General features: G+C 38.9%; 19 protein-coding genes. 8 read left to right on the top strand and 11 right to left on the bottom strand.

The annotated features are described in order from the left end of the window. The first annotated feature begins 146 nt into the window (after positions 1-146). Together NE363_RS03495 and NE363_RS03490 are read left to right on the top strand one after the other, a co-directional pair. Positions 147-881 (top strand): phosphoadenylyl-sulfate reductase, encoded by a 735-nt coding sequence (locus NE363_RS03495; protein WP_174722713.1) that lies wholly within the window; start codon positions 147-149, stop codon positions 879-881. 172 nt (positions 882-1,053) lie between these two features. Further along, on the top strand, positions 1,054-2,439 hold the full coding sequence (locus NE363_RS03490) for a WS/DGAT/MGAT family O-acyltransferase (protein ID WP_039249986.1): 1,386 nt from the start codon (positions 1,054-1,056) through the stop codon (positions 2,437-2,439). Between the two features lie 29 nt (positions 2,440-2,468). Here NE363_RS03490 and NE363_RS03485 read toward each other — a convergent pair whose 3' ends face one another. The 6 genes from NE363_RS03485 to NE363_RS03460 all read right to left on the bottom strand — a co-directional run bounded on the left by NE363_RS03485 (position 2,469) and on the right by NE363_RS03460 (position 7,292). Further along, positions 2,469-2,642, bottom strand: a complete 174-nt coding sequence (locus tag NE363_RS03485; protein ID WP_002116397.1) for a PA1571 family protein — start codon at positions 2,640-2,642, stop codon at positions 2,469-2,471. Between the two features lie 141 nt (positions 2,643-2,783). After that, on the bottom strand, positions 2,784-4,238 hold the full coding sequence (gene rng / locus NE363_RS03480; RefSeq protein WP_004705812.1) for a ribonuclease G: 1,455 nt from the start codon (positions 4,236-4,238) through the stop codon (positions 2,784-2,786). Between the two features lie 113 nt (positions 4,239-4,351). Continuing rightward, on the bottom strand, positions 4,352-4,912 hold the full coding sequence (locus tag NE363_RS03475; protein ID WP_004705811.1) for a Maf-like protein: 561 nt from the start codon (positions 4,910-4,912) through the stop codon (positions 4,352-4,354). Beyond that, the gene (gene mreD, locus NE363_RS03470; RefSeq protein WP_134263147.1) at positions 4,900-5,391 is read right to left on the bottom strand and encodes a rod shape-determining protein MreD; all 492 of its coding nucleotides are present in this window, start codon (positions 5,389-5,391) and stop codon (positions 4,900-4,902) included. Before mreD ends, NE363_RS03475 begins: the two co-directional genes overlap by 13 nt. Next, complete coding sequence (mreC, locus tag NE363_RS03465; RefSeq protein WP_004705808.1) at positions 5,378-6,235, bottom strand: rod shape-determining protein MreC; 858 nt, start codon at positions 6,233-6,235, stop codon at positions 5,378-5,380. Before mreC ends, mreD begins: the two co-directional genes overlap by 14 nt. A gap of 16 nt (positions 6,236-6,251) precedes the next feature. Then, on the bottom strand, positions 6,252-7,292 hold the full coding sequence (locus NE363_RS03460) for a rod shape-determining protein (RefSeq protein WP_000601379.1): 1,041 nt from the start codon (positions 7,290-7,292) through the stop codon (positions 6,252-6,254). A 133-nt stretch (positions 7,293-7,425) separates the two neighbouring features. Here NE363_RS03460 and gatC point away from each other — a divergent pair, with 133 nt between their 5' ends. The 5 genes from gatC (at position 7,426) to NE363_RS03435 (ending at position 12,963) form a co-directional block, all read left to right on the top strand. Beyond that, a complete protein-coding gene (gene gatC, locus NE363_RS03455) occupies positions 7,426-7,740 on the top strand; it encodes an Asp-tRNA(Asn)/Glu-tRNA(Gln) amidotransferase subunit GatC (protein WP_000107699.1) in 315 nt (104 codons plus the stop codon). 53 nt (positions 7,741-7,793) lie between these two features. Next, complete coding sequence (gatA, locus tag NE363_RS03450; protein WP_445535825.1) at positions 7,794-9,272, top strand: Asp-tRNA(Asn)/Glu-tRNA(Gln) amidotransferase subunit GatA; 1,479 nt, start codon at positions 7,794-7,796, stop codon at positions 9,270-9,272. Continuing rightward, positions 9,272-10,741 carry an Asp-tRNA(Asn)/Glu-tRNA(Gln) amidotransferase subunit GatB gene (gene gatB, locus NE363_RS03445; RefSeq protein ID WP_039763093.1) on the top strand — a complete coding sequence of 490 codons (1,470 nt, stop codon included), beginning with the start codon at positions 9,272-9,274 and terminating at the stop codon, positions 10,739-10,741. Before gatA ends, gatB begins: the two co-directional genes overlap by 1 nt. A gap of 59 nt (positions 10,742-10,800) precedes the next feature. After that, on the top strand, positions 10,801-12,108 hold the full coding sequence (locus NE363_RS03440; RefSeq protein WP_039249974.1) for a HEPN domain-containing protein: 1,308 nt from the start codon (positions 10,801-10,803) through the stop codon (positions 12,106-12,108). Positions 12,109-12,384: 276 nt separating this feature from the next. After that, positions 12,385-12,963 carry a DJ-1/PfpI family protein gene (locus NE363_RS03435; RefSeq protein WP_445535824.1) on the top strand — a complete coding sequence of 193 codons (579 nt, stop codon included), beginning with the start codon at positions 12,385-12,387 and terminating at the stop codon, positions 12,961-12,963. Positions 12,964-13,041: 78 nt separating this feature from the next. Here the strand turns inward: NE363_RS03435 and NE363_RS03430 are convergent, their stop codons facing one another. Together NE363_RS03430 and NE363_RS03425 are read right to left on the bottom strand one after the other, a co-directional pair. Continuing rightward, positions 13,042-13,560, bottom strand: a complete 519-nt coding sequence (locus NE363_RS03430; RefSeq protein ID WP_004705802.1) for a hypothetical protein — start codon at positions 13,558-13,560, stop codon at positions 13,042-13,044. Between the two features lie 83 nt (positions 13,561-13,643). Next, positions 13,644-14,711: a DUF1176 domain-containing protein gene (locus NE363_RS03425; protein WP_445535823.1), complete on the bottom strand. Its 1,068-nt coding sequence runs from the start codon at positions 14,709-14,711 to the stop codon at positions 13,644-13,646. 126 nt (positions 14,712-14,837) lie between these two features. Between NE363_RS03425 and NE363_RS03420 the strand changes: the two genes are divergently transcribed. Continuing rightward, positions 14,838-15,587, top strand: a complete 750-nt coding sequence (locus tag NE363_RS03420) for a DUF4850 domain-containing protein (protein WP_445535822.1) — start codon at positions 14,838-14,840, stop codon at positions 15,585-15,587. A 42-nt stretch (positions 15,588-15,629) separates the two neighbouring features. Here the strand turns inward: NE363_RS03420 and sbmA are convergent, their stop codons facing one another. The 3 genes from sbmA to NE363_RS03405 all read right to left on the bottom strand — a co-directional run bounded on the left by sbmA (position 15,630) and on the right by NE363_RS03405 (position 19,465). Continuing rightward, positions 15,630-16,826, bottom strand: coding sequence for a peptide antibiotic transporter SbmA (sbmA, locus tag NE363_RS03415; protein ID WP_199999268.1), 1,197 nt, complete (start codon positions 16,824-16,826; stop codon positions 15,630-15,632). Positions 16,827-17,061: 235 nt separating this feature from the next. Next, positions 17,062-18,297, bottom strand: a complete 1,236-nt coding sequence (locus NE363_RS03410; RefSeq protein ID WP_019457234.1) for a threonine ammonia-lyase — start codon at positions 18,295-18,297, stop codon at positions 17,062-17,064. Between the two features lie 196 nt (positions 18,298-18,493). Then, positions 18,494-19,465 (bottom strand): patatin-like phospholipase family protein, encoded by a 972-nt coding sequence (locus NE363_RS03405; protein ID WP_419332426.1) that lies wholly within the window; start codon positions 19,463-19,465, stop codon positions 18,494-18,496. Positions 19,466-19,608: the final 143 nt, after the last annotated feature.

The raw sequence follows: 19,608 nt of genomic DNA, 5'->3' as shown, positions 1-19,608 counted from the left end.
CCATTAAGATTTTCAGTTTTGCGTTGTTATTGATCAAATCAATTTTATTCATAAGGATCGAAATTAAAGTGCTAAGTAATTTATTTACTATCCTTTAGAATATTTTTCATAACTCAATGCGCCCAAGCCTTTTGCCAGGAACACCCATGACCGTTATTCCGACTATTGATATTGTTGATGCTCTCGCAGCTGAATATGCAGCTAAAAGCCCACGCGAGATCTTAGAACTTGCATTAAGCCAACAAGGTGAAATCGCAATTTCATTCTCAGGTGCAGAAGACGTCGTCTTAATTGATATGGCTTCACGTTTAGGCAAACCTTTCCGTGTTTTTAGCCTTGATACCGGACGCTTGCATGCTGAAACATATCAATTTATTGAAACTGTTCGTAAGCATTACAATATTAATATCGAAATTTGCTTTCCTGAATCTGAAGCTGTGCAAAGCATGGTGAATGAAAAAGGCTTATTTAGCTTCTTTAAAGATGGGCACCAAGAATGCTGTGGTATTCGAAAAGTTCAACCTTTACGTAAGAAACTTGCAACTTTAGATGGCTGGATTACAGGCCAACGTAAAGATCAAAGTCCGGGTACACGTACCGAAATTCCTGTCGTACAAGCTGACGCAGGTTTCTCTGGTCCAGACAAACAACTCATTAAATATAATCCGCTTGCGAACTGGTCTAGCGCCGAAGTATGGAGTTACATCCGTATGATGGAAATTCCATATAATCCTTTACATGAGCGTGGTTTCGTTTCTATTGGTTGTGAACCATGTACTCGTGCAGTACTTCCAAACCAGCATGAACGCGAAGGCCGCTGGTGGTGGGAAGAAGCAACGCAAAAAGAATGTGGCTTACACGCAGGCAACTTAAAAAAATAGTCTGGTATAAAAAAACCACTGATGAATCAGTGGTTTTTTTTACAGTTATATCTCGTACACAAAGTCATATTTAATCTGTAATAAACGCTATATACTAAATTTTACGGTTCTATAATTCTAATAAGAGCTCAGTTAAGGGCTTCTTAGAAAAAAGCATGAGGCACAACAAGTTATGCGTCCATTACACCCTATTGATTTTATTTTTCTATCACTAGAAAAAAGACAACAACCGATGCATGTTGGCGGATTGTTTTTATTTGAAATTCCTGAAAATGCCCCTGAAACTTTTGTTCGTGATTTAGTAGAAGAAATTCGCCAATCAAAAAGTATTCCTGTACCACCCTTTAATAACCGTTTAAATGGTTTATTTTGGGATGAAGACGAAGAGTTCGATATCGATCACCATTTCCGCCATATTGCTCTGCCTCATCCTGGTCGAATCCGTGAGTTACTGGTTTATATTTCGCAGCAGCATAGTTCTTTAATTGACCGAGCAAAACCGCTTTGGACGTGCGACATTATTGAAGGAATCGAAGGTAATCGTTTCGCGATGTACTTTAAGATTCATCATGCCATGGTAGATGGCGTTGCAGGTATGCGCTTAATTGAAAAGTCTCTATCCAAGACCCCACAAGAAAAACATGTAGTTCCCCTTTGGTGTGTAGAAAGTAAAAGAACAAAGCGCTTAAAAGTGCCAAAACCAAGTACCAGTAAAATCAAAAGTATTTTGGGAGGCATCAAGTCACAACTTGAAGTTACACCTAAAGTCATGCATGAGTTATCACAAACCATTTTTAAAGAAATGGGGAAAAATCCTGACTATGTATCGACTTTTCAAGCTCCAGTTTCAATTTTAAATCAGCGTGTAAGTGCTTCACGTCGCTTTGCAGCTCAATCATTTGAATTAAGCCGTCTTAGAAAGATTTCTAAAGCACTTGGTGTAACGATTAATGACGTCGTGCTTGCTGTGTGTTCGGGTGCATTACGTGAATACCTGATTAGTCATAACAGTTTGCCTAAAAAGCCTCTTATTGCCATGGTTCCTGCTTCACTACGCACAGATGATTCTGATGTGAGTAACCGCATTACGATGATTCTAGCGAATTTAGGGACTCATAAAGACCAGCCTTTAGAACGACTCGAAATCATTCGTCGTAGTATGCAAAATTCGAAGCAACGCTTTAGCCGCATGACTGCAAATGAGATTTTAAACTATAGTGCTGTGGTTTATGGTCCGGCAGGTCTAAACATCATGTCTGGGATGCTTCCTAAGCGCCAAGCGTTTAATTTAGTGATTTCTAATGTACCAGGCCCACGTGAGCCACTTTATTGGAATGGTGCGAAATTAGATGCGCTTTACCCAGCTTCTATTGTCATGGACGGGCAAGCACTCAATATTACGATGACGAGCTATTTAGATAAGCTTGAAGTAGGTTTAACAGCATGTCGAAATGCTTTACCTAAAATGCAAAACCTTCTAACTCATCTTGAAGACGAGATTCAACGTTTTGAAGAGATTATTGAAGAGAAACAACTAAAACATCATTCGGTTGGTTAAGAAAAACTAAGGGGCTTTGAAATGGCCCCTTATTTTTTAATTGTTCGACACTGATTAAGTAACTGATGACATACTGAACGAATCATTGCAGTTGTGATCGGTACTTCTTTACCTTGGTCATTCAACATATAGCAGCTATTTACTGGCGTGCTTTCTAAAACATGTTTAAGACCGTTGCTAATTAAGTTTTCACTTACATTCATGGGTTATACCTCTTATTGTTTGCTAAGACGTTTTAAATAGGGAGAACGTCTAGGGCTACTGTATGTAAGTAGTATTTAAAATTCATGAATGAAAGTAAAATTTCAGTTGTAACAAGGATTAAGCGATATCTTGTTACAACTTTAACTTAAAATGATATCGTATTGCTCTTGCGTATATAAATTTTCAACCTGAAATTTAATAACTCTGTTGATAAAATGCTCTAAATCAGCCACTGCTGGGGCTTCTGCAGTTAATAATCGGTCAATCACCGATGGATGCGCAACAACAGTAAAGCCACTCGTAGACTCGAAAGCACGGGTATAACGTAATATCTCACGAAATATTTCGTAACATACTGTCTCTGCTGTTTTGACAAAACCACGTCCTTGACACGTTGGACACGACTCACATAACAAGTGCTCGAGTGATTCTCTCGTCCGTTTACGGGTCATTTCTACTAAACCAAGTTCAGATACTTGAGTAATTTTGGTTTTCGCATGATCACGTTCAAGCATTTTTTCAAATTGACGCATCACCTCTTCACGGTGAATGGCTTCTTGCATGTCAATAAAATCAATAATGATAATACCGCCCAGATTTCTTAGTCTGAGCTGACGTGCAATAACCTGAGTCGCTTCCATATTCGTCTTAAAGACTGTGTCTTCCAGACTACGACCACCGACATAAGAACCAGTATTCACATCAATGGTCGTCATGGCTTCAGTCTGGTCAATCATTAGATAACCACCAGACTTTAGAGCAACACGGGTTTGTAACGCTTTTTGAATATCTTCTTCAACGTTATAAAGATCGAATAATGGGCGTTCACCTGGATAATGAATCAGGCGACTTTGCATATTCGGTACAAACTCATCTACAAATTCACGGAGTTTTCCATGAATCTCTCTCGAGTCGACATAAATTTTTGCAGTTTCTTCACTTGCTAAATCACGAATAATTCGTTGTGGTAGCGGTAATTCTTCAAAAATTAAGGAAGGTACTGCAACGTCAACTTGCTTACGCTGAATGTATTCCCATAACTTACTGAGGTAACACATATCCTGCGCAATCTCAGCATCATCTACGCCTTCAGCAGCAGTACGTACAATCACACTCCCCGGTAGATTGTGCTCTGCCTGAATACCTTCGATGATATTACGTAAACGCTCACGTTCTTCTTCTGACTCAATACGCTGAGAAACCCCGATATGATTACCATATGGCATGAGAACTAAATAGCGAGAAGGAATTGAAAGATCTGTACTCAGGCGGGCGCCTTTTGTACCCAGCATATCTTTCATAACCTGAACGGTAAGCGTTTGTCCTGGATGAAGTAATTCAAAAACGTTAGGCGTTGGTTGAGAACGAGGCCAAACCATATCATTAATATGTAAAAAGGCTGTTCTAGATAAACCGATATCAACAAAAGCCGCTTGCATACCAGGCAGTACACGAACAACTTTACCTTTGTAGATATTACCGACTAAACCACGTTTAACTGTACGTTCTACATACAGCTCATTAACAGTTCCATTTTCGATTAATGCCACCCGACACTCCATAGGCGTGACATTAATAAGTAGTTCTTCTGACATACATAAACTCAAAGCATTATAAAATTTTTATTAAAGAGTCAGAGAGACTGTTAACGTAGCTTTGTCCACTATTCATCGACAATGCAATTCAATCAAGAATTATCAACAACCCCTTATGTCTTCACTCTTTTGAATAACTGTGAAAATTCATACAAAGGAAGTCCTACCACATTACTATAACTTCCTTGAATTTTGGGAATATATTGCGAAGCAATTCCTTGAATTGCATACGCACCGGCCTTCCCTACAGGTTCTCCTGTGGCCCAATAGTCTTCCATATCTTGTGTAGTTAAGGCCGCAAATTCAACTTGTGTTTGCACCACCTGACTCAAGATTTGCTGCTGTGTCGCAATACAAATTCCGGAAAACACATCATGCCAACGGCCAGATAATTGTTTCCAAATTTCAAAGGCATGCTGTTTTGAGTCAGGTTTACCAATAATCTGACCATCAAGCCCAAGACTTGTATCGGCAGCAATAACCACGGCATCTGGAAAAATATTTAATACGGCTTGGGCTTTTTCTCTAGCTAAACGCTCAACATATTGATAAACCAGCTCACCGTCATGAACAGATTCATCAATATCAGGGCTATAAATTTCAAAATCTAAACCCAACTGCTGCAACAACTCTCTCCGACGCGGAGAACTGGAAGCTAAAACTAAATGCGCCATTTTGCTAAACAATAATAAACTACTGGCCAAGTTAGAACACTGGTCATTAATGGTTGCCAATGGCGAGCAATTGAGAAGTGAGTACCTCCCATGGTTTGGGTCACCCACATAAAGGCTAAATGAGCAATAATAACCAAAGTGGCAATTGTCCATAAATTACCGAAAGTCAAAATACGACGCTCGCGTATTAAAAACCGGGTAACAAAGGTAACAATAACAAAGCTCAGTGCATTTAGTCCTAATGGAGCATCAAGTAGTAAGTCTGTAAAAAGCCCCATACCAAATGCAAACCATACTCCACACCATGTTGGTTGGCAAACGACCCAAAACAACATGATCATAAGCATGAACAATGGTCGCCAGCCAGAAATATCGTAGGACAATGGGTAAACCATGAGTACTGAACCCATGATTACAGAGAGTATAATTACCCATAATGGATCATTACGCTTCTCACGTTTCAATTTAGCGATCGGCATATGGCTGCTCCTTCGCTAATGAGTCTGAGAAAAGTACAATAACATGATGCCCCGTTGCGAGCTGAGCAGCTGGAGTAATATCAATTTCCGCAAACTCACCTGAATTATGACGGCGAATTTTAGCTACTGTACCCACTGCGTAACCTGCTGGAAAATGCTCACCTAAGCCAGAACTCAATACTTTATCGCCAACCTGAATATTTGCACTGGTTGGAACATATTCCATTTTCAAGCGACCTAAATCGCCAGTACCAGAAACAATCGCCCGCATACCTGTACGCTCTAGACGAACAGATAGTGAATGCTCTTTATCAGAAAGTAACATCACACGTGAACTATGAGGGTACACATTAATGATTTGCCCCATAATCCCTTTATCATCCAGAACCGTTTGACCAACCTTGAGGTGATCCATTGAACCACGGTTAATAATGATGATATGACGCAGCGGATCGGCATCTGTTCCAATTACTTCAGCAATTTCCATACGACCATCAATAATTAATGGTGTATCAAGTAAGCCGCGTAATCGGGTATTTTCAGCAGACAGTTCTGACAGCTTCTGCAAACGAACCTGAGCTTGTAACAGCTCGGCCTGCATTGCAGTGTTTTCACGGCGAAGTTGTGTTTCAGATTTAGTTTGTTGATTCAGCCATTCTCTCGACAGTACCGGATAACTTGCAAGCGCATAAATTGGGTTATATGCAGCGTACAAGACATCCCTTGCTGGCTGAATTACATAAGGCATACGCCAATCAAAGAAAAGCACAACCAAGCATGTAATGACCGCAATAATGAACGAGCGGAAAGATGGCGGCTGTCTTGAAAAAATATTCGGTTGCACCGCCTAATCCTTAAACTTAACCGACGAAAAGCATGTCATGGTTCGGGTTGTCGAAGAATTCTAATACTTTACCACCACCACGGGTTACACAAGTAAGAGGATCTTCAGCCACAACAACTGGTAAACCAGTTTCTTGAGCTAATAATTTGTCGAGATTACGAAGTAACGCACCACCACCTGTCAACACAATACCGCGCTCAGCGATATCTGAAGAAAGTTCAGGAGGAGTTTGTTCAAGAGCTGATTTCACCGCGCTTACAATGCTTTGTAATGGGTCAGAAATCGCTTGAGTAATTTCGTCAGAAGTTACAGTAATTGCACGAGGCACACCTTCTGCAAGGTTACGACCACGTACTTCAATTTCTAATGTCGTACCATCAGAAACAGCCATACCTACTTCTTTCTTAATAATTTCAGCTGTGGTTTCACCAATTACGCAACCGTGAGCTTTACGAACATAATTAATGATTTGCTCATCAAATACATCGCCACCAATACGTAAAGAATCAGCATAGACACAACCTTGCAATGAAATAATTGCAATTTCAGTTGTACCACCACCAACATCCACAACCATAGAACCACATGCTTGTTCAACTGGCATACCCGCACCAATTGCAGCCGCCATCGGCTCTTCAATTAAGCGCACATCACGGGCACCCGCATTAAATACGGCTTCACGAATCGCACGACGCTCGACCAAAGTTGATTTACATGGTACACATACAACTACACGAGGTGCAGGTGGGAACAAACGTTTTTCGTGAACTTTACCAATGAACTGATTCAGCATGGTTTCAGTCACTTCAAAGTCTGCAATTACACCATCTTTCATTGGACGAATTGCAGAAATATTTGCAGGCGTACGGCCTAACATTTGTTTCGCATCCAGCCCTACAGCAGCAACAATTTTTTGTGAACCACTGTGACGAATTGCCACAACTGTTGGTTCATTTAATATAATGCCGCGGCCTGGTGCATAAATAAGTGTATTTGCTGTACCTAAATCAATGGCTAGATCCGGCGAAAACAAGCCAATTAGTCGTTTTAGAATCACGGTTCGTTCTCAGTTAAACTTTCATGTGGATGCAAGGTGGCAACTTTAAACTAAATGTGATGATTTGAACAAGTCAATCGCTTATTATAACGCACGATATTTTGAAAATTTTTAATACTGATTAGGTGATGTTATGTCTACATCGGATGCACAGCATTCAGCAGATTTAAATGCACAAACAGTTTCAGCAATCGCCAATCTTGCTCGATTGTCGCTCAATGATACGCAATCTGCTGAATATGCTCAAAGTCTAAATAAAATTTTAGGCATGATGGAAACCTTAAAAGGCATTGATACGGAAGGCGTAGAACCTTTGAAGAGTCCTTTTGACAATCCTCAACCTTTACGTGCTGATGTGGTAACTGAAAGTAATCATCGAGATGAATACCAAGCTGTTGCACCTGCAACTCAAGATGGTTTGTATCTTGTTCCTCGCGTGATTGAATAACTTTTAGTCAATTAATCCATCTTCCCAATTTTGAATGTAAAGAAATTTTACTCATGACTGATTTACATCGCTTATCAATTCGTGAACTTGCTGAAGGCTTAAGCCAAGCGAAGTTTTCATCTCGCGAATTGACTGAACACTATTTAAAACGTATTGCTAAAATTGACCCACTGGTAAAAAGCTACGTGACGGTTACGCCTGAGCAAGCGCTTGCTGAAGCCAACGCAGCCGATGCAGCTTTAAAAGCCGGTAATGCAACCGCTTTAACGGGTATTCCACTTGCTCATAAAGATATCTTTTGTACCAAAGGCATTAAAACCACTGCTGGTTCAAAAATATTAGACAACTTCATCTCTCCTTACGATGCAACTGTTGTTGAAAAAACTAAAGCAGCTGGTCTTGTCACTTTAGGTAAAGTGAACATGGATGAGTTTGCGATGGGTTCAACTTCTGAAAGCTCATATGTTGGTGCAACAAGTAACCCATGGGCACTTGACCATGTTCCTGGTGGTTCATCAGGTGGTTCTGCGGCGGCTGTAGCAGCTGATTTAGCACCTTTCGCTACAGGTACTGATACAGGTGGCTCAATTCGTCAACCTGCCTCTTTCTGTGGTTTAACAGGCTTAAAACCGACCTATGGTCGTGTATCTCGTTTCGGGATCATTGCTTATGCATCATCTTTAGATCAAGCGGGCCCAATGGCACGCTCTTCCGAAGACTGTGCTTACCTGATGAACGTAATGGCAGGTCACGATGCAAAAGACTCGACTTCGGTTAAAAAAGAAGTTGATGACTACGTTGCAAATTTAAATGGCACATCTGTAAAAGGTTTACGCATAGGTATTCCTAAACAGTACTTTAACGTTGCAGGCTTAGATGCAGACGTTAAAGCACGTGTTGAAGAGTCTTTGAAAAAGCTTGAAGAAATGGGTGCAACCCTTGTTGAGATCGATCTCAACATGACTGAAGCCTATGTACCGACGTATTACCTCATCGCACCAGCAGAAGCATCATCTAACTTGTCACGTTATGACGGTGTTCGCTATGGCTACCGCTGTGAAAATCCAGCAGACTTGATGGATCTTTATAAGCGTTCTCGTTCAGAAGGCTTTGGTCCAGAAGTTCAACGTCGTATTTTGATTGGTACATACGCGCTTTCTGCGGGTTATTACGATGCTTACTATGTAAAAGCACAAAAAGTACGTCGTTTAATTCAACAAGACTTCTTAAAAGCATTTGAAAATGTAGATGTGATTGCGGCTCCTGCTGCACCAACAACTGCATATAAAATTGGTGCGAACTTAAGTCCAACTGAAATGTATTTAGGCGATATCTATACACTTGCAGTGAACTTAGCAGGCTTACCAGCCATTAATGCTCCTGTTGGTTTCGATAAAGACAGCTTACCTGTAGGCTTACAATTAATTGGTAACTACTGGTCAGAATCGCAATTATTGTCGATTGTTCATCAATACCAACAAAATACCGATTTCCATACTCAACGTGCGGCAATTGCTGAGGAGAATGCATAATGGCTGAAGCTCAAAAGTTGAAATTGATTGACGGTTGGGAAGTCGTTATTGGTATCGAGATTCACACTCAGCTTGCAACCAATTCTAAAATTTTCTCTGGTTCATCGACTGAATTTGGTCAAGACCCAAATACACAAGCGAGCCTTGTAGACTTGGCGATGCCAGGTGTACTCCCTGTTTTGAATGAAAAAGTAGTTGATCTTGCAATTCGCTTTGGTTTGGGTATCGATGCCTACATCGACCAAGCTTCAGTATTTGCGCGTAAAAACTACTTCTACCCTGACTCACCAAAAGGCTATCAAATTAGCCAAATGGACAATCCGATTGTGGGCTTGGGCCATATCGACATTCAGCTTGAAGATGGTACGACTAAACGTATTGGCGTAACTCGTGCCCACCTTGAAGAAGATGCGGGTAAATCTGTACATGACCAATTTGAAGGTATGTCTGGCATTGACTTAAACCGTGCTGGTACCCCTTTGCTTGAAATCGTTTCTGAACCAGACATGCGTTCAGTTGAAGAAGCTGTTGCTTATATCAAAGCGATTCACACATTAGTACGTTGGTTAGGTATCTCTGACGGTAACATGGCGGAAGGTTCATTCCGTGCAGACTGTAACGTGTCTTTACGCCGTCCGGGCCAACCTTTTGGTACGCGCTGTGAGCTTAAAAATCTCAACTCATTCCGTTTCATTGAGCAAGCGATCAATGTTGAAATTGAACGCCAAATGGAAATTTTGGAATACGGCGGAAGTATCGACCAAGAAACTCGTTTGTTTGATCCAAACAAAATGGAAACGCGTTCAATGCGTTCTAAAGAAGAAGCAAACGATTACCGCTACTTCCCAGATCCAGACTTGTTACCTGTGATTATTGCAGATGAGCAAATCGAAGCTGCTCGCGCTGCACTTCCAGAGCTTCCTGCTGCACGCCGTGCACGTTTTATCGCAGACTTTGGTGTAACTGAGTACGATGCTCACGTACTTACACTCTCACGCGAAATGGCGGACTTCTATGAGGCTGTTGTAGCTGCTGCTGGCGGTGCGAAGCAAGGTAAAGTGTCTGCAAACTGGGTAATGGGCGAATTCTCAGGTGCTTTAAACAAAGCAGGCCTAGATTTGGCTGACTCACCTGTTTCTGCTGAACAGCTTGGTGGCATGATTGCTCGTATTGTTGACAACACCATTAGCGGTAAGATTGCAAAACAAGTCTTTGGCTTTATGTGGGAGTCGAAAGGTAAATCTGCCGATGACATTATTGCGGAAAAAGGCTTAAAGCAAGAAACCGACACTGGTGCAATTGAAGCAATTATTAAAGAAGTACTTGCAGCCAATGAAAAAATGGTTGAAGAGTACAAGTCTGGTAAAGAGAAAGCCTTTAACGGTCTTGTTGGTCAAGTCATGAAAGCTTCTAAGGGTAAAGCAAACCCTGCGCAAGTAAATGAATTAATGAAAAAATTGATTGGTTGATTTATTGACTAATTCATTGTTTTTATGCGATAAAAACCTCACTTAAAGTGGGGTTTTTTATGGATTTTAATAAAATAAAAATAGATAGACCAAGATCTATAATTACATATTTTGATTATTTTAAAGACAATATGCTTGATTTTCATACAGCTATGGCTTCAGGCGGCTTTGCTACTTTAAGCGATATAAGTTACGGTTTCTCAATAGAAACATCTCTTAATTGGACTGTATTTCTTACCTCTATATTAAAAACAACCAATCTAATTGATTTAATAGCTTTGGAAACTATAGATAAAAAAATAAAAAAACTATTCAAAGAATATGTTCAGAATAGTAGTTTAGATATTTTTTTTGAGTTTAATAAAGTTATTTCAGAACTGAAAATTTATAGTCAACAAACTAATTTCTTCTATTTCATCATCCAAGGATTAAACTGCGATAAAATATATTCATTTGAAAATATAACTCTTGGAAATTTTAATGAAAAAAACTCAAATAACATTTCTTTTTCAGAAAAAATAAATAAAAATATAAAACTAGTCATAGATGAGCGAAAAAGAAATGGGACATTTGATCCCAAAGATATATTTTTAAAAGAGCTAAAAAATACAATAAAAAAATATAAAAATAAAACAGTTATTGAGGTTTCTAATCTTGGCGACCCATTAATGGCCAAAGAAAAAAGTAAAAATGATGCTAAAGAGTTCATAAATCAAATTATTTTCATTACTCATATATCAAAAAGTTATAAATTCCACATTCAAGTACATACTTATGAAGTTAAAGATAGAATTCAACCATTATGCGTAAATTATGACGAATTAAGTACTAGCGCACTAAGTGATGAAATTATTTACAATGTCGATTTTAGCTTTTCACAAAGGAATAATATAGATAGTCTAAGTAATATTGGTTCTAAATTTAAAGAATTATGCTTTCCTATACTAACTAACAGCTTTAACAATGACTTATTAGAGAAATTGCGTGTTTCTATAAATTGGTATAGTGCATCCATTAATTCGGAAAGTTTAAATGAGAGCTTTTTATTCTGTGCTATTGGAATGGAATCATTATTAACTACAGGTAAAGACTCCATTACAAAAGTATTAGCTGAAAATACTGCTTTTTTAATAGCTAAAGATGACATTGAAAGTAGAAAACTAGTTTACAACACTATGTGCAATTTATATGCAAAACGTAGTGGTATTGCACATGGTGGAAACATAAATATTGAAACCAAAGAGTTAAAGCAAATAAGATACTACTTAGCTATGAGTATAATAAAAATAATATCAAAAATAAAAGCTGATGAAATTAACTCAAATAAAGATTTAATTACTTTCCTAGATAATCAAAAATTTGGTTAAAAAAATATAGCTTTACTCTTGTTTTGGCAAAAGTAACAAAACCATCTGTTAGGCAGAAGGCACATCCCTGATACCTCTGCCTAACGGCGACATCCATGTCGCCTATTACGTAACTAATACCAGTGAATTATCAAAAACTGTATTTGTTATTCTCACACCCCAATTTCAGCCACTCTTCGACTAAAGAATGGGCTTTTTTCTAAAGAATTGCTCAGTGACTGTGCTAATTTAAATTAAAAATTGAAATCACTTATATTTTAAAAAGAGGAATAAAATATGTCTAAAAAGATTTTAATGTTAGTCGGTGACTATGCTGAAGATTATGAAACTATGGTTCCTTTTCAGTTCTTAACTGGTTTAGGTTATACCGTGCATGCTGTTTGTCCGAATAAAAAGAACGGCGACCATATTGCAACGGCTATTCATGATTTTGAAGGTGAGCAAACTTATAGCGAAAAGCGTGGTCACAACTTCGCGATTAACTATGATTTTAATGCCGTTAATACCGAAGACTATGTAGGCCTAGTCATTCCGGGTGGTCGTGCACCAGAATATTTACGTATGAATGATCGCGTTGTCGAAATTGTACGTGAATTTGATAAAGTGAAAAAACCAATTGCAGCCGTATGCCACGGTGCTCAGTTACTCGCTGCGGCAGACATTTTAAAAGGCCGCCTCTGCTCAGCTTATCCAGCATGTGCAGCCGAAGTAAAATTAGCAGGTGGGCAATATGCAGACATTGCTGTAACTGATGCCGTTACCGATGGGCATTTAGTAACGGCTCCGGCTTGGCCTGCCCATCCAGCTTGGTTAGCACAGTTTGTGAAAGTTTTAGGCGCTAAAATTACTATCTAAATAGCTCTATTCATTCTAATTAAAATAAAGCCTGCTATTTAATAGCAGGCTTTATTAATAAAAGAGAGAACTAGATTTTTATCTTGTAATTCCCAGCTTATTCCAAATTTCTGGTGTTAAAAACGTTGTCACCAATTTATTTAAATCGATATAGCGTAATGTGCCCTGCAACTGTTGTTTAACAGCTGGGTCTTTAACAATATCTTCACCAGCACTTTGACCTAACTGTTGGAAAGCTTCACCAACTGCCTTCACGCCTTCTGCCTTAATCACAGCTTTAGTTTGGGTAGAACATTGCTCCACAATCACGCGCTGTAAAACCTGAGCCAGTTTTTGGTCTAACTGGTCTTTTTGCTCAGGTGTTACATTACTAAATGCTTTTAAATCGGGATGAGCCGCTAAAGCTGTAAACGTCCATTGAAGCACCGTGGTTTTATCAGAAGCTGTTGTCGCTTTAACCAGACAATCACTGAGTTGATCGACCGTTGGACCAGCCATTGCAATTTGTGTTGTACCTAGTACAGCCGCCGCCACACATATTGAACGACTCAGATGTGAAAACTTATGGCGAGCAATAGCGTAAAGATGACGTGACATAGGTCTAGCTCCAATAAACAATCTGTTCTTTTTATCACAGAGTCACCAAAGTTACCTGTTATGACTCTGTAACTGTAAAATACTTACTTTACGACTGATTCAATACGATCAAGCTCCCACACCCCACCTGCGGCCAAGCCTTTGCACATACCCGTCCACATATCCTTAGTATGCACAAAACTCTTGCCATCCCAGACCCATTCTTCACTTGCCCAACAATCTCCAATACCTCGTCCCTTTTGAGAACTGCTGATCATACCGCTATCGAAATCTGAAGCGGACTCGGTCACAAACGTTGCCTTACCATTTAAAGACTCATCGAGTACCCAAGCTCCATACCCTTCGTTATAAGCCCCTCTCCAACACAATGTAGTCGCCAGAACTTTTTGATTGGTTAATTTATATAGGTCAATTTCTTGTGGTTCAGCTCCATCACTATTACCGCCATAAACGCCTTCACAAAAGCCGTCTTCTTTCGGATTCGGTTTAGCTGCCATCAGGCTACGGTATATTGTTTGGTACTGTTTATTTTTTGGCTGTAAAGTTAAGTAAGGTTTAGTTGCCGTTTTAATACGTTTTACAACTAGTTTTGGTTCAGGCATCAGCACTTGATTTTCATTGGCACTGCCCTTTTTGACTAAAGCACCAACGGTCCCAATACGCTTCTGAAAATCATCCATTTTTAATAACACAGCAGTCATACCGGCATCAGAAATTTTCCATTCATGTTGCGCATTTTTAAATACAATTTCAGTTTTCTGTTTAGACTGCTGCAGTACAGCATTGGCTTGTGAACTAGTTAATTTACCCATAATTGGCAGCTCAGTACCATCTACAGCCACAAGCCCTAAGTCTTTGCCATTGATATAAAAATGGATATTTTTAAGCTGATTTGCAGGCATGCTTTGTTCATAGTCAGACAATGTAAACTCAACTTGCACAGGTTGTTTTGGCCCTGCTTTACGCGTTATTAAAATTGAAGCTGGATTATCACCATTGTCTTCATTTTGATAGCCAGCAGCCTTACAAGTACCGGTATTACTACAATAGATTTCCCACTCTTGATGAGAAAATGAAATGCCTTTAATGTCTTGAGCAAAACTATAAGAACTTATTGCTGCTAAAAAGCAAATTGAAAGTATATTTTTCATTTTTCCATATCTCTATAAATCTGTTTTTATTATGAAATTAAAAACAGTTTTCAATTTTGAATTACCTTATAGTTTAAAAGAATATGTTAGATTTATATAAGATTTTAAATTGATTACTTTCTAAAAATGAAAAAATTAAATTTTTTATTATGCACAGTATTGGTAAGTCTCACTTCAACTGCTTATGCAGAAGTAAAAAGCTTTACTCCTCATTTTCCAAAGTTTTATAGCTCTGCTGCAACACGCAAAGCAGATAATCAGATCTATAAGCTTGGAGAAGCAAATTTTTTAAACGGCGTTACAGTCCCTTTTTATGGAGTAACGGCACAAAACCCTATAGAAGATGGTTTACTTAAAAGTTTTGAAACCTGTACGCCTAAAAGCTGCCATTTTAATTTTAAACTCGATGCTCAACATGCAAAACAACTCAAGCTTCTTGCATTACCTGAAACAGGATTGGTGCTGGTTCCACGTAACTGGCAAGATGTACAAGCAAATGCAGGTGCGAATGGAACTGGTTTTGCTTTAGCAATGAGTCCAGATCAAAAACAAGCGATAGAGCTTTATGACTCTTCTTTTTGCGTTGGGTGTGGATTACCAAATGCAACGCTTTATTTTCCTGAACTGTTAAAAGAAAGTGTTGAAGATGATTTTGGCGGATTCAAAGACCCAAAAAAACTCATTACCATCGTTCATCCCTCTAAAAAAGTGGCTTTTTTTAGTTATCAAATTCCACAAGTGAACAATAAAACGCATGGTATTGCCAAATATGATGATGAGGACATGTTCAACTACAAAGAGATTCAAGTCACCTTAGATAAATCTCAGCAATCATTAGTTGGTCCTATTCTTAATTTTTATAATGCAACTCATTAAATATTTGTACCTATAAAAAAACCCGCTTTCGCGGGTTTTCATTTATTTATGCAATATTGATTCAAAAGCTTTTAAACGCTTGTAAATCGAAAGTAACTCAATAATGGTTTTCCATGAACTAATTAAATATTGGAATGAATCTCTTACGCGACCAAACACATTTGCAATTTGTTGAATTAAACCTAATGTGAGTTTACCAGCAGCTATAGATGGGAAAAGAACAACCAAGTTATACAAAATATCAAGTTGTCCATACCAAATCGCCGTCATATTGAAATAGGCATAATGAAAGTAAAGTCTAAAATAATTTTTACGTACATTACTAAATAACTCACGTAAAGTAGCAGGTTTTGCACGATCAGCATGATCTTCACCATAAACCAATTCTTTACGGTAAGCTGCTTCTACTTTTTGATTGTTAAATTGTAGACCAGGTAATTTAATACCAACTACCATTAATAAAATGGTACCAAAAATTGACCATACTATTGCAGCCCATACCAAAGAGTGATCTAACTCACCAACAATTGGTAAAACAGTAACGTGTTTAGAAAGTTGAAATAAAATAGGTAAGAAAGCAATCAATGTAATAACAGCTTTTACCAACTCTACCCCTAAATCTTCCAAAATGGTTGCAAAACGCATGGTATCTTCTTGTACACGCTGCGAAGCACCTTCAATATGGCGAAGCTTTTCCCAATGTTCCGTATAGTATTCATTCATTGCCGTACGCCAACGGAATACATAATGACTTGTGAAAAAAGCATTAATGACAGCTAAAGTCACAGCGACCATTGCAATATAAAGAAAAACTAGGGTTTCACTATATAGTGCTGAGAGATCCCCCCCTCCACTAGAAAGCATTTTTTGAATTAAGTCCCAAAATGGTACATACCATGCATTAATCGCAACACTGGACTGAACAGCAAACCAGATATTAAATAGAATAAATGCTGATCCCCAGATAGACCAACGCTGCCACGGATTATTAGAAACAATTTTCCAAAAACCGGCAAAAATTGCTGTGGAGACTAAAAACCAGAGATAAAACCATAAGAAAGCAGGTGACCAGAAGCGACTTACACCAACAGGCAATTCAGCATCTGCATAACCATGGGGAAAGCCTACATACTGTCCCCAGTGTTCTCCCCCTGTATACCAGAGCACCATATTTAGCGCGAGCCAAATAACTACAGATATAAAAAAATACCGTGGAGACGGAAAAAATGATTTGAACATTGAGTGTTGTTATCCCTATATTTCTTCAAATTTGCAATGAAGAGAATACTAAAACCTAAACCTTAAAATTGTGAAGGGCAAAGTTTAGAGAATTGTCAGTTTTTCCCATTTCATTGAAGGATTTGATCGTTTTTTTGTAAATTCATCCTTTTTGCAATTTAATCCATTTAAATTGCTTCGTATATGACTCCCTTGAGAGCCATATACGGCTTTTATATCATAGTGATATCTGTGTTTAAATCTCTTCTTTACGAACAATATAACCTTCAAGCTGCATAGCCTGAATTAAAGGTTCCAGATCTGGAGCACTTTTTAACTCGACATCAACACTGACCGCACTTTCTTTGGCACGACTTGTGGCAGCAAAGCGTTCATGGCGCAGTTCGTAAATGTTACCGCCTTGCTCAGCAATAATTGCTGTTAAACGCGCTAAAGCACCTGGATTATCTGGTAATTCGACACGAATACGAACCATACGCCCCGTACGCGTCAAGTGACGCTGTAATACGGAAACCATCACTCGTGTATCAATATTACCCCCAGATAAAACAACCCCGACTTTATGACCTAAAAATAGATCTGGTCGAGACATAATTGCAGCGATACCTGTCGCCCCTGCTCCTTCACATACTGTTTTCTCAATGTTAAGTAGCAGCGCAATTGCTTCTTCAATCATGTCTTCAGTGACAACGACAATGTCATCAACGTATTCTTTAGCGACTTGAGTCGTCAGCTCACCCGGAGTTTTAACCGCAATACCCTCAGCTACGGTTGAACCTAAGGAAACTGCGATTTGATAGTTACAAAGCAATTTCGCCATGCTTGGGTATACAACCGACTGAACCCCGATGACCTTAATTTTAGGGTTGATCGATTTTGCTGCAATCGCAATACCAGAAATGAGACCACCACCGCCAATTGGCACAACTAAAATGTCTAGTTCAGGAACAGCTGCAAGCATTTCGAGCGCAATGGTTCCCTGACCAGCAATAATTTCAGCATCGTCAAAAGGATGAATAATAGTTAAAGATTCTTCTTGAGCGACACGGTGCATTTCAGCAGCAGCTTCAGAAAAGTCTTGACCATGCAAAATAACGCGTGCGCCGTATTCACGTACTCGTTGTACCTTCACGTTGGGTGTCGATTTAGGCATGACAATAGTTGCTGTTACGCCTGTACGCTGAGCATGATAAGCAACCCCTTGTGCATGGTTACCTGCTGAAGCAGCGATTACACCATGTTGCTTTTCTTGTTCGGATAGACTCAAAAGTTTATTCAATGCGCCTCTTTCTTTAAAAGAAGCCGTAAATTGTAGATTTTCAAATTTCAGCCACATTTCTGCCCCTAGGGTTTTAGAAATGGTTTCTGAAAAAACAAATGGTGTTTTAACCACTAAACCATCTAAACGCTCTGCAGCGGCATGTATATCTTCTAATGTTGGAAACTCTTGTTTTACCTGTTGCTGAATCATCTAATTAGTCGGCCTCAATATGTTACAAATCAATTATTTTTTTGAAAAATAGCATGAATTTCTCACATCTGTCATGAGGAGTTTTCAGCATAGCTCCACTATACAAAAATTTTTATCAGCACATACAAATCTTTTATTTTTCAACAAAAAAGCCCGAACAGGGCTTTTATTTAATTTTCATATACTTGCTTTTGATTTATTTGGACTGGGCACTTAAACCGTCAGTGGAAATATTCTGTTCAGCTATTTTTTCATCAATTGCAAACTGAATATCAGATAATTTTGCATTTGCCGCATCTATACCTGCTTTCATGGTGGCTTCGCGGCCTTTCACATCAAAAATATGGGCTTTTTCTCTTAAATCTGGTTGAATCACGACATCTGCATATTGAAGTTCTTCAGCAGCTAAACGTCCTTGCATAATATTAATATTCTGGTTAAAGAGCCCCCATACATTCGAAGTTTCCGTATAAATCGGTTGGGCCAAAATATCAACAGCAATAATAACATCAGCACCTAAATCACGGGCAACTTCAACAGGTACTGGACTCACTAAACCGCCATCTACATATTCAGATTTACCAATTTTAGTGGGTATAAACATACTTGGAATAGATGCAGAGGCTCTAACAGCTTGCCCAGTATTGCCATAGTTAAATACGGTTTTTGTGCCATGCTTAAGCTCTGTTGCAACCACATACATCGGTATTTTCATTTTTTCGAGCGGTAAGTTATTTACTTGTTGATTTACGTAGTCTTCAACTTTTTTACCGTCAAAAAAACCTTTTAAACCAATACTAATATCACGCACGTCGCCTGCTTTCATTTTCAATGCAGTATCACGCAATTCATCGGGTGTTTTTCCACTCGCATAAATTGCCCCAACAATACTGCCTGCACTGGTTCCAACAATAAAATCAGGACGAATACCATGCTGTTCTAAAACTTCAATCACGCCAATGTGCGCATATCCACGTGCACCACCACTACCTAACACTAGCGCGACAACTGGCTTTTTCTGCTGTTTCTTAATTTTTGCAAAGGGCTGGTCAACAAAACGAGAGTATGCCTCTGCCGTTTGTGGTTTTAAGGCAGATAAGTGTGAGGTGGTCTGGCAGCCAGCCAACACCATAGAAAGTCCGAGAATCCACAATTTAAGCTGTTTCATGACCCATCTTTGCACTATGACGTTAAATTTCGAACTGCAAGTTTAGTTGCTCGTTCTGTGAAAAGCTGTATTGAATTTATTTAATTTGTCATGTTTAAAATTTATACTCAAGTGTTTTTATGGTGTATAAAAAAAAGCCCCTT

The organism is Acinetobacter sp. G18, from assembly GCF_052660225.1.
This window is presented reverse-complemented; position numbering and strand designations above follow the sequence as displayed.

Bases quoted from the DNA above. Each gene is read 5' to 3' on its own strand.
- NE363_RS03495 (WP_174722713.1), top strand. From the start codon at position 147: ATGACCGTTATTCCGACTATTGATATTGTTGATGCTCTCGCAGCTGAA.
- NE363_RS03490 (WP_039249986.1), top strand. From the start codon at position 1,054: ATGCGTCCATTACACCCTATTGATTTTATTTTTCTATCACTAGAAAAA.
- NE363_RS03485 (WP_002116397.1), bottom strand. From the start codon at position 2,642: ATGAATGTAAGTGAAAACTTAATTAGCAACGGTCTTAAACATGTTTTA.
- rng (WP_004705812.1), bottom strand. From the start codon at position 4,238: ATGTCAGAAGAACTACTTATTAATGTCACGCCTATGGAGTGTCGGGTG.
- NE363_RS03475 (WP_004705811.1), bottom strand. From the start codon at position 4,912: ATGGCGCATTTAGTTTTAGCTTCCAGTTCTCCGCGTCGGAGAGAGTTG.
- mreD (WP_134263147.1), bottom strand. From the start codon at position 5,391: ATGCCGATCGCTAAATTGAAACGTGAGAAGCGTAATGATCCATTATGG.
- gatC (WP_000107699.1), top strand. From the start codon at position 7,426: ATGTCTACATCGGATGCACAGCATTCAGCAGATTTAAATGCACAAACA.
- gatA (WP_445535825.1), top strand. From the start codon at position 7,794: ATGACTGATTTACATCGCTTATCAATTCGTGAACTTGCTGAAGGCTTA.
- gatB (WP_039763093.1), top strand. From the start codon at position 9,272: ATGGCTGAAGCTCAAAAGTTGAAATTGATTGACGGTTGGGAAGTCGTT.
- NE363_RS03440 (WP_039249974.1), top strand. From the start codon at position 10,801: ATGGATTTTAATAAAATAAAAATAGATAGACCAAGATCTATAATTACA.
- NE363_RS03435 (WP_445535824.1), top strand. From the start codon at position 12,385: ATGTCTAAAAAGATTTTAATGTTAGTCGGTGACTATGCTGAAGATTAT.
- NE363_RS03430 (WP_004705802.1), bottom strand. From the start codon at position 13,560: ATGTCACGTCATCTTTACGCTATTGCTCGCCATAAGTTTTCACATCTG.
- NE363_RS03425 (WP_445535823.1), bottom strand. From the start codon at position 14,711: ATGAAAAATATACTTTCAATTTGCTTTTTAGCAGCAATAAGTTCTTAT.
- NE363_RS03420 (WP_445535822.1), top strand. From the start codon at position 14,838: ATGAAAAAATTAAATTTTTTATTATGCACAGTATTGGTAAGTCTCACT.
- sbmA (WP_199999268.1), bottom strand. From the start codon at position 16,826: ATGTTCAAATCATTTTTTCCGTCTCCACGGTATTTTTTTATATCTGTA.
- NE363_RS03410 (WP_019457234.1), bottom strand. From the start codon at position 18,297: ATGATTCAGCAACAGGTAAAACAAGAGTTTCCAACATTAGAAGATATA.
- NE363_RS03405 (WP_419332426.1), bottom strand. From the start codon at position 19,465: ATGAAACAGCTTAAATTGTGGATTCTCGGACTTTCTATGGTGTTGGCT.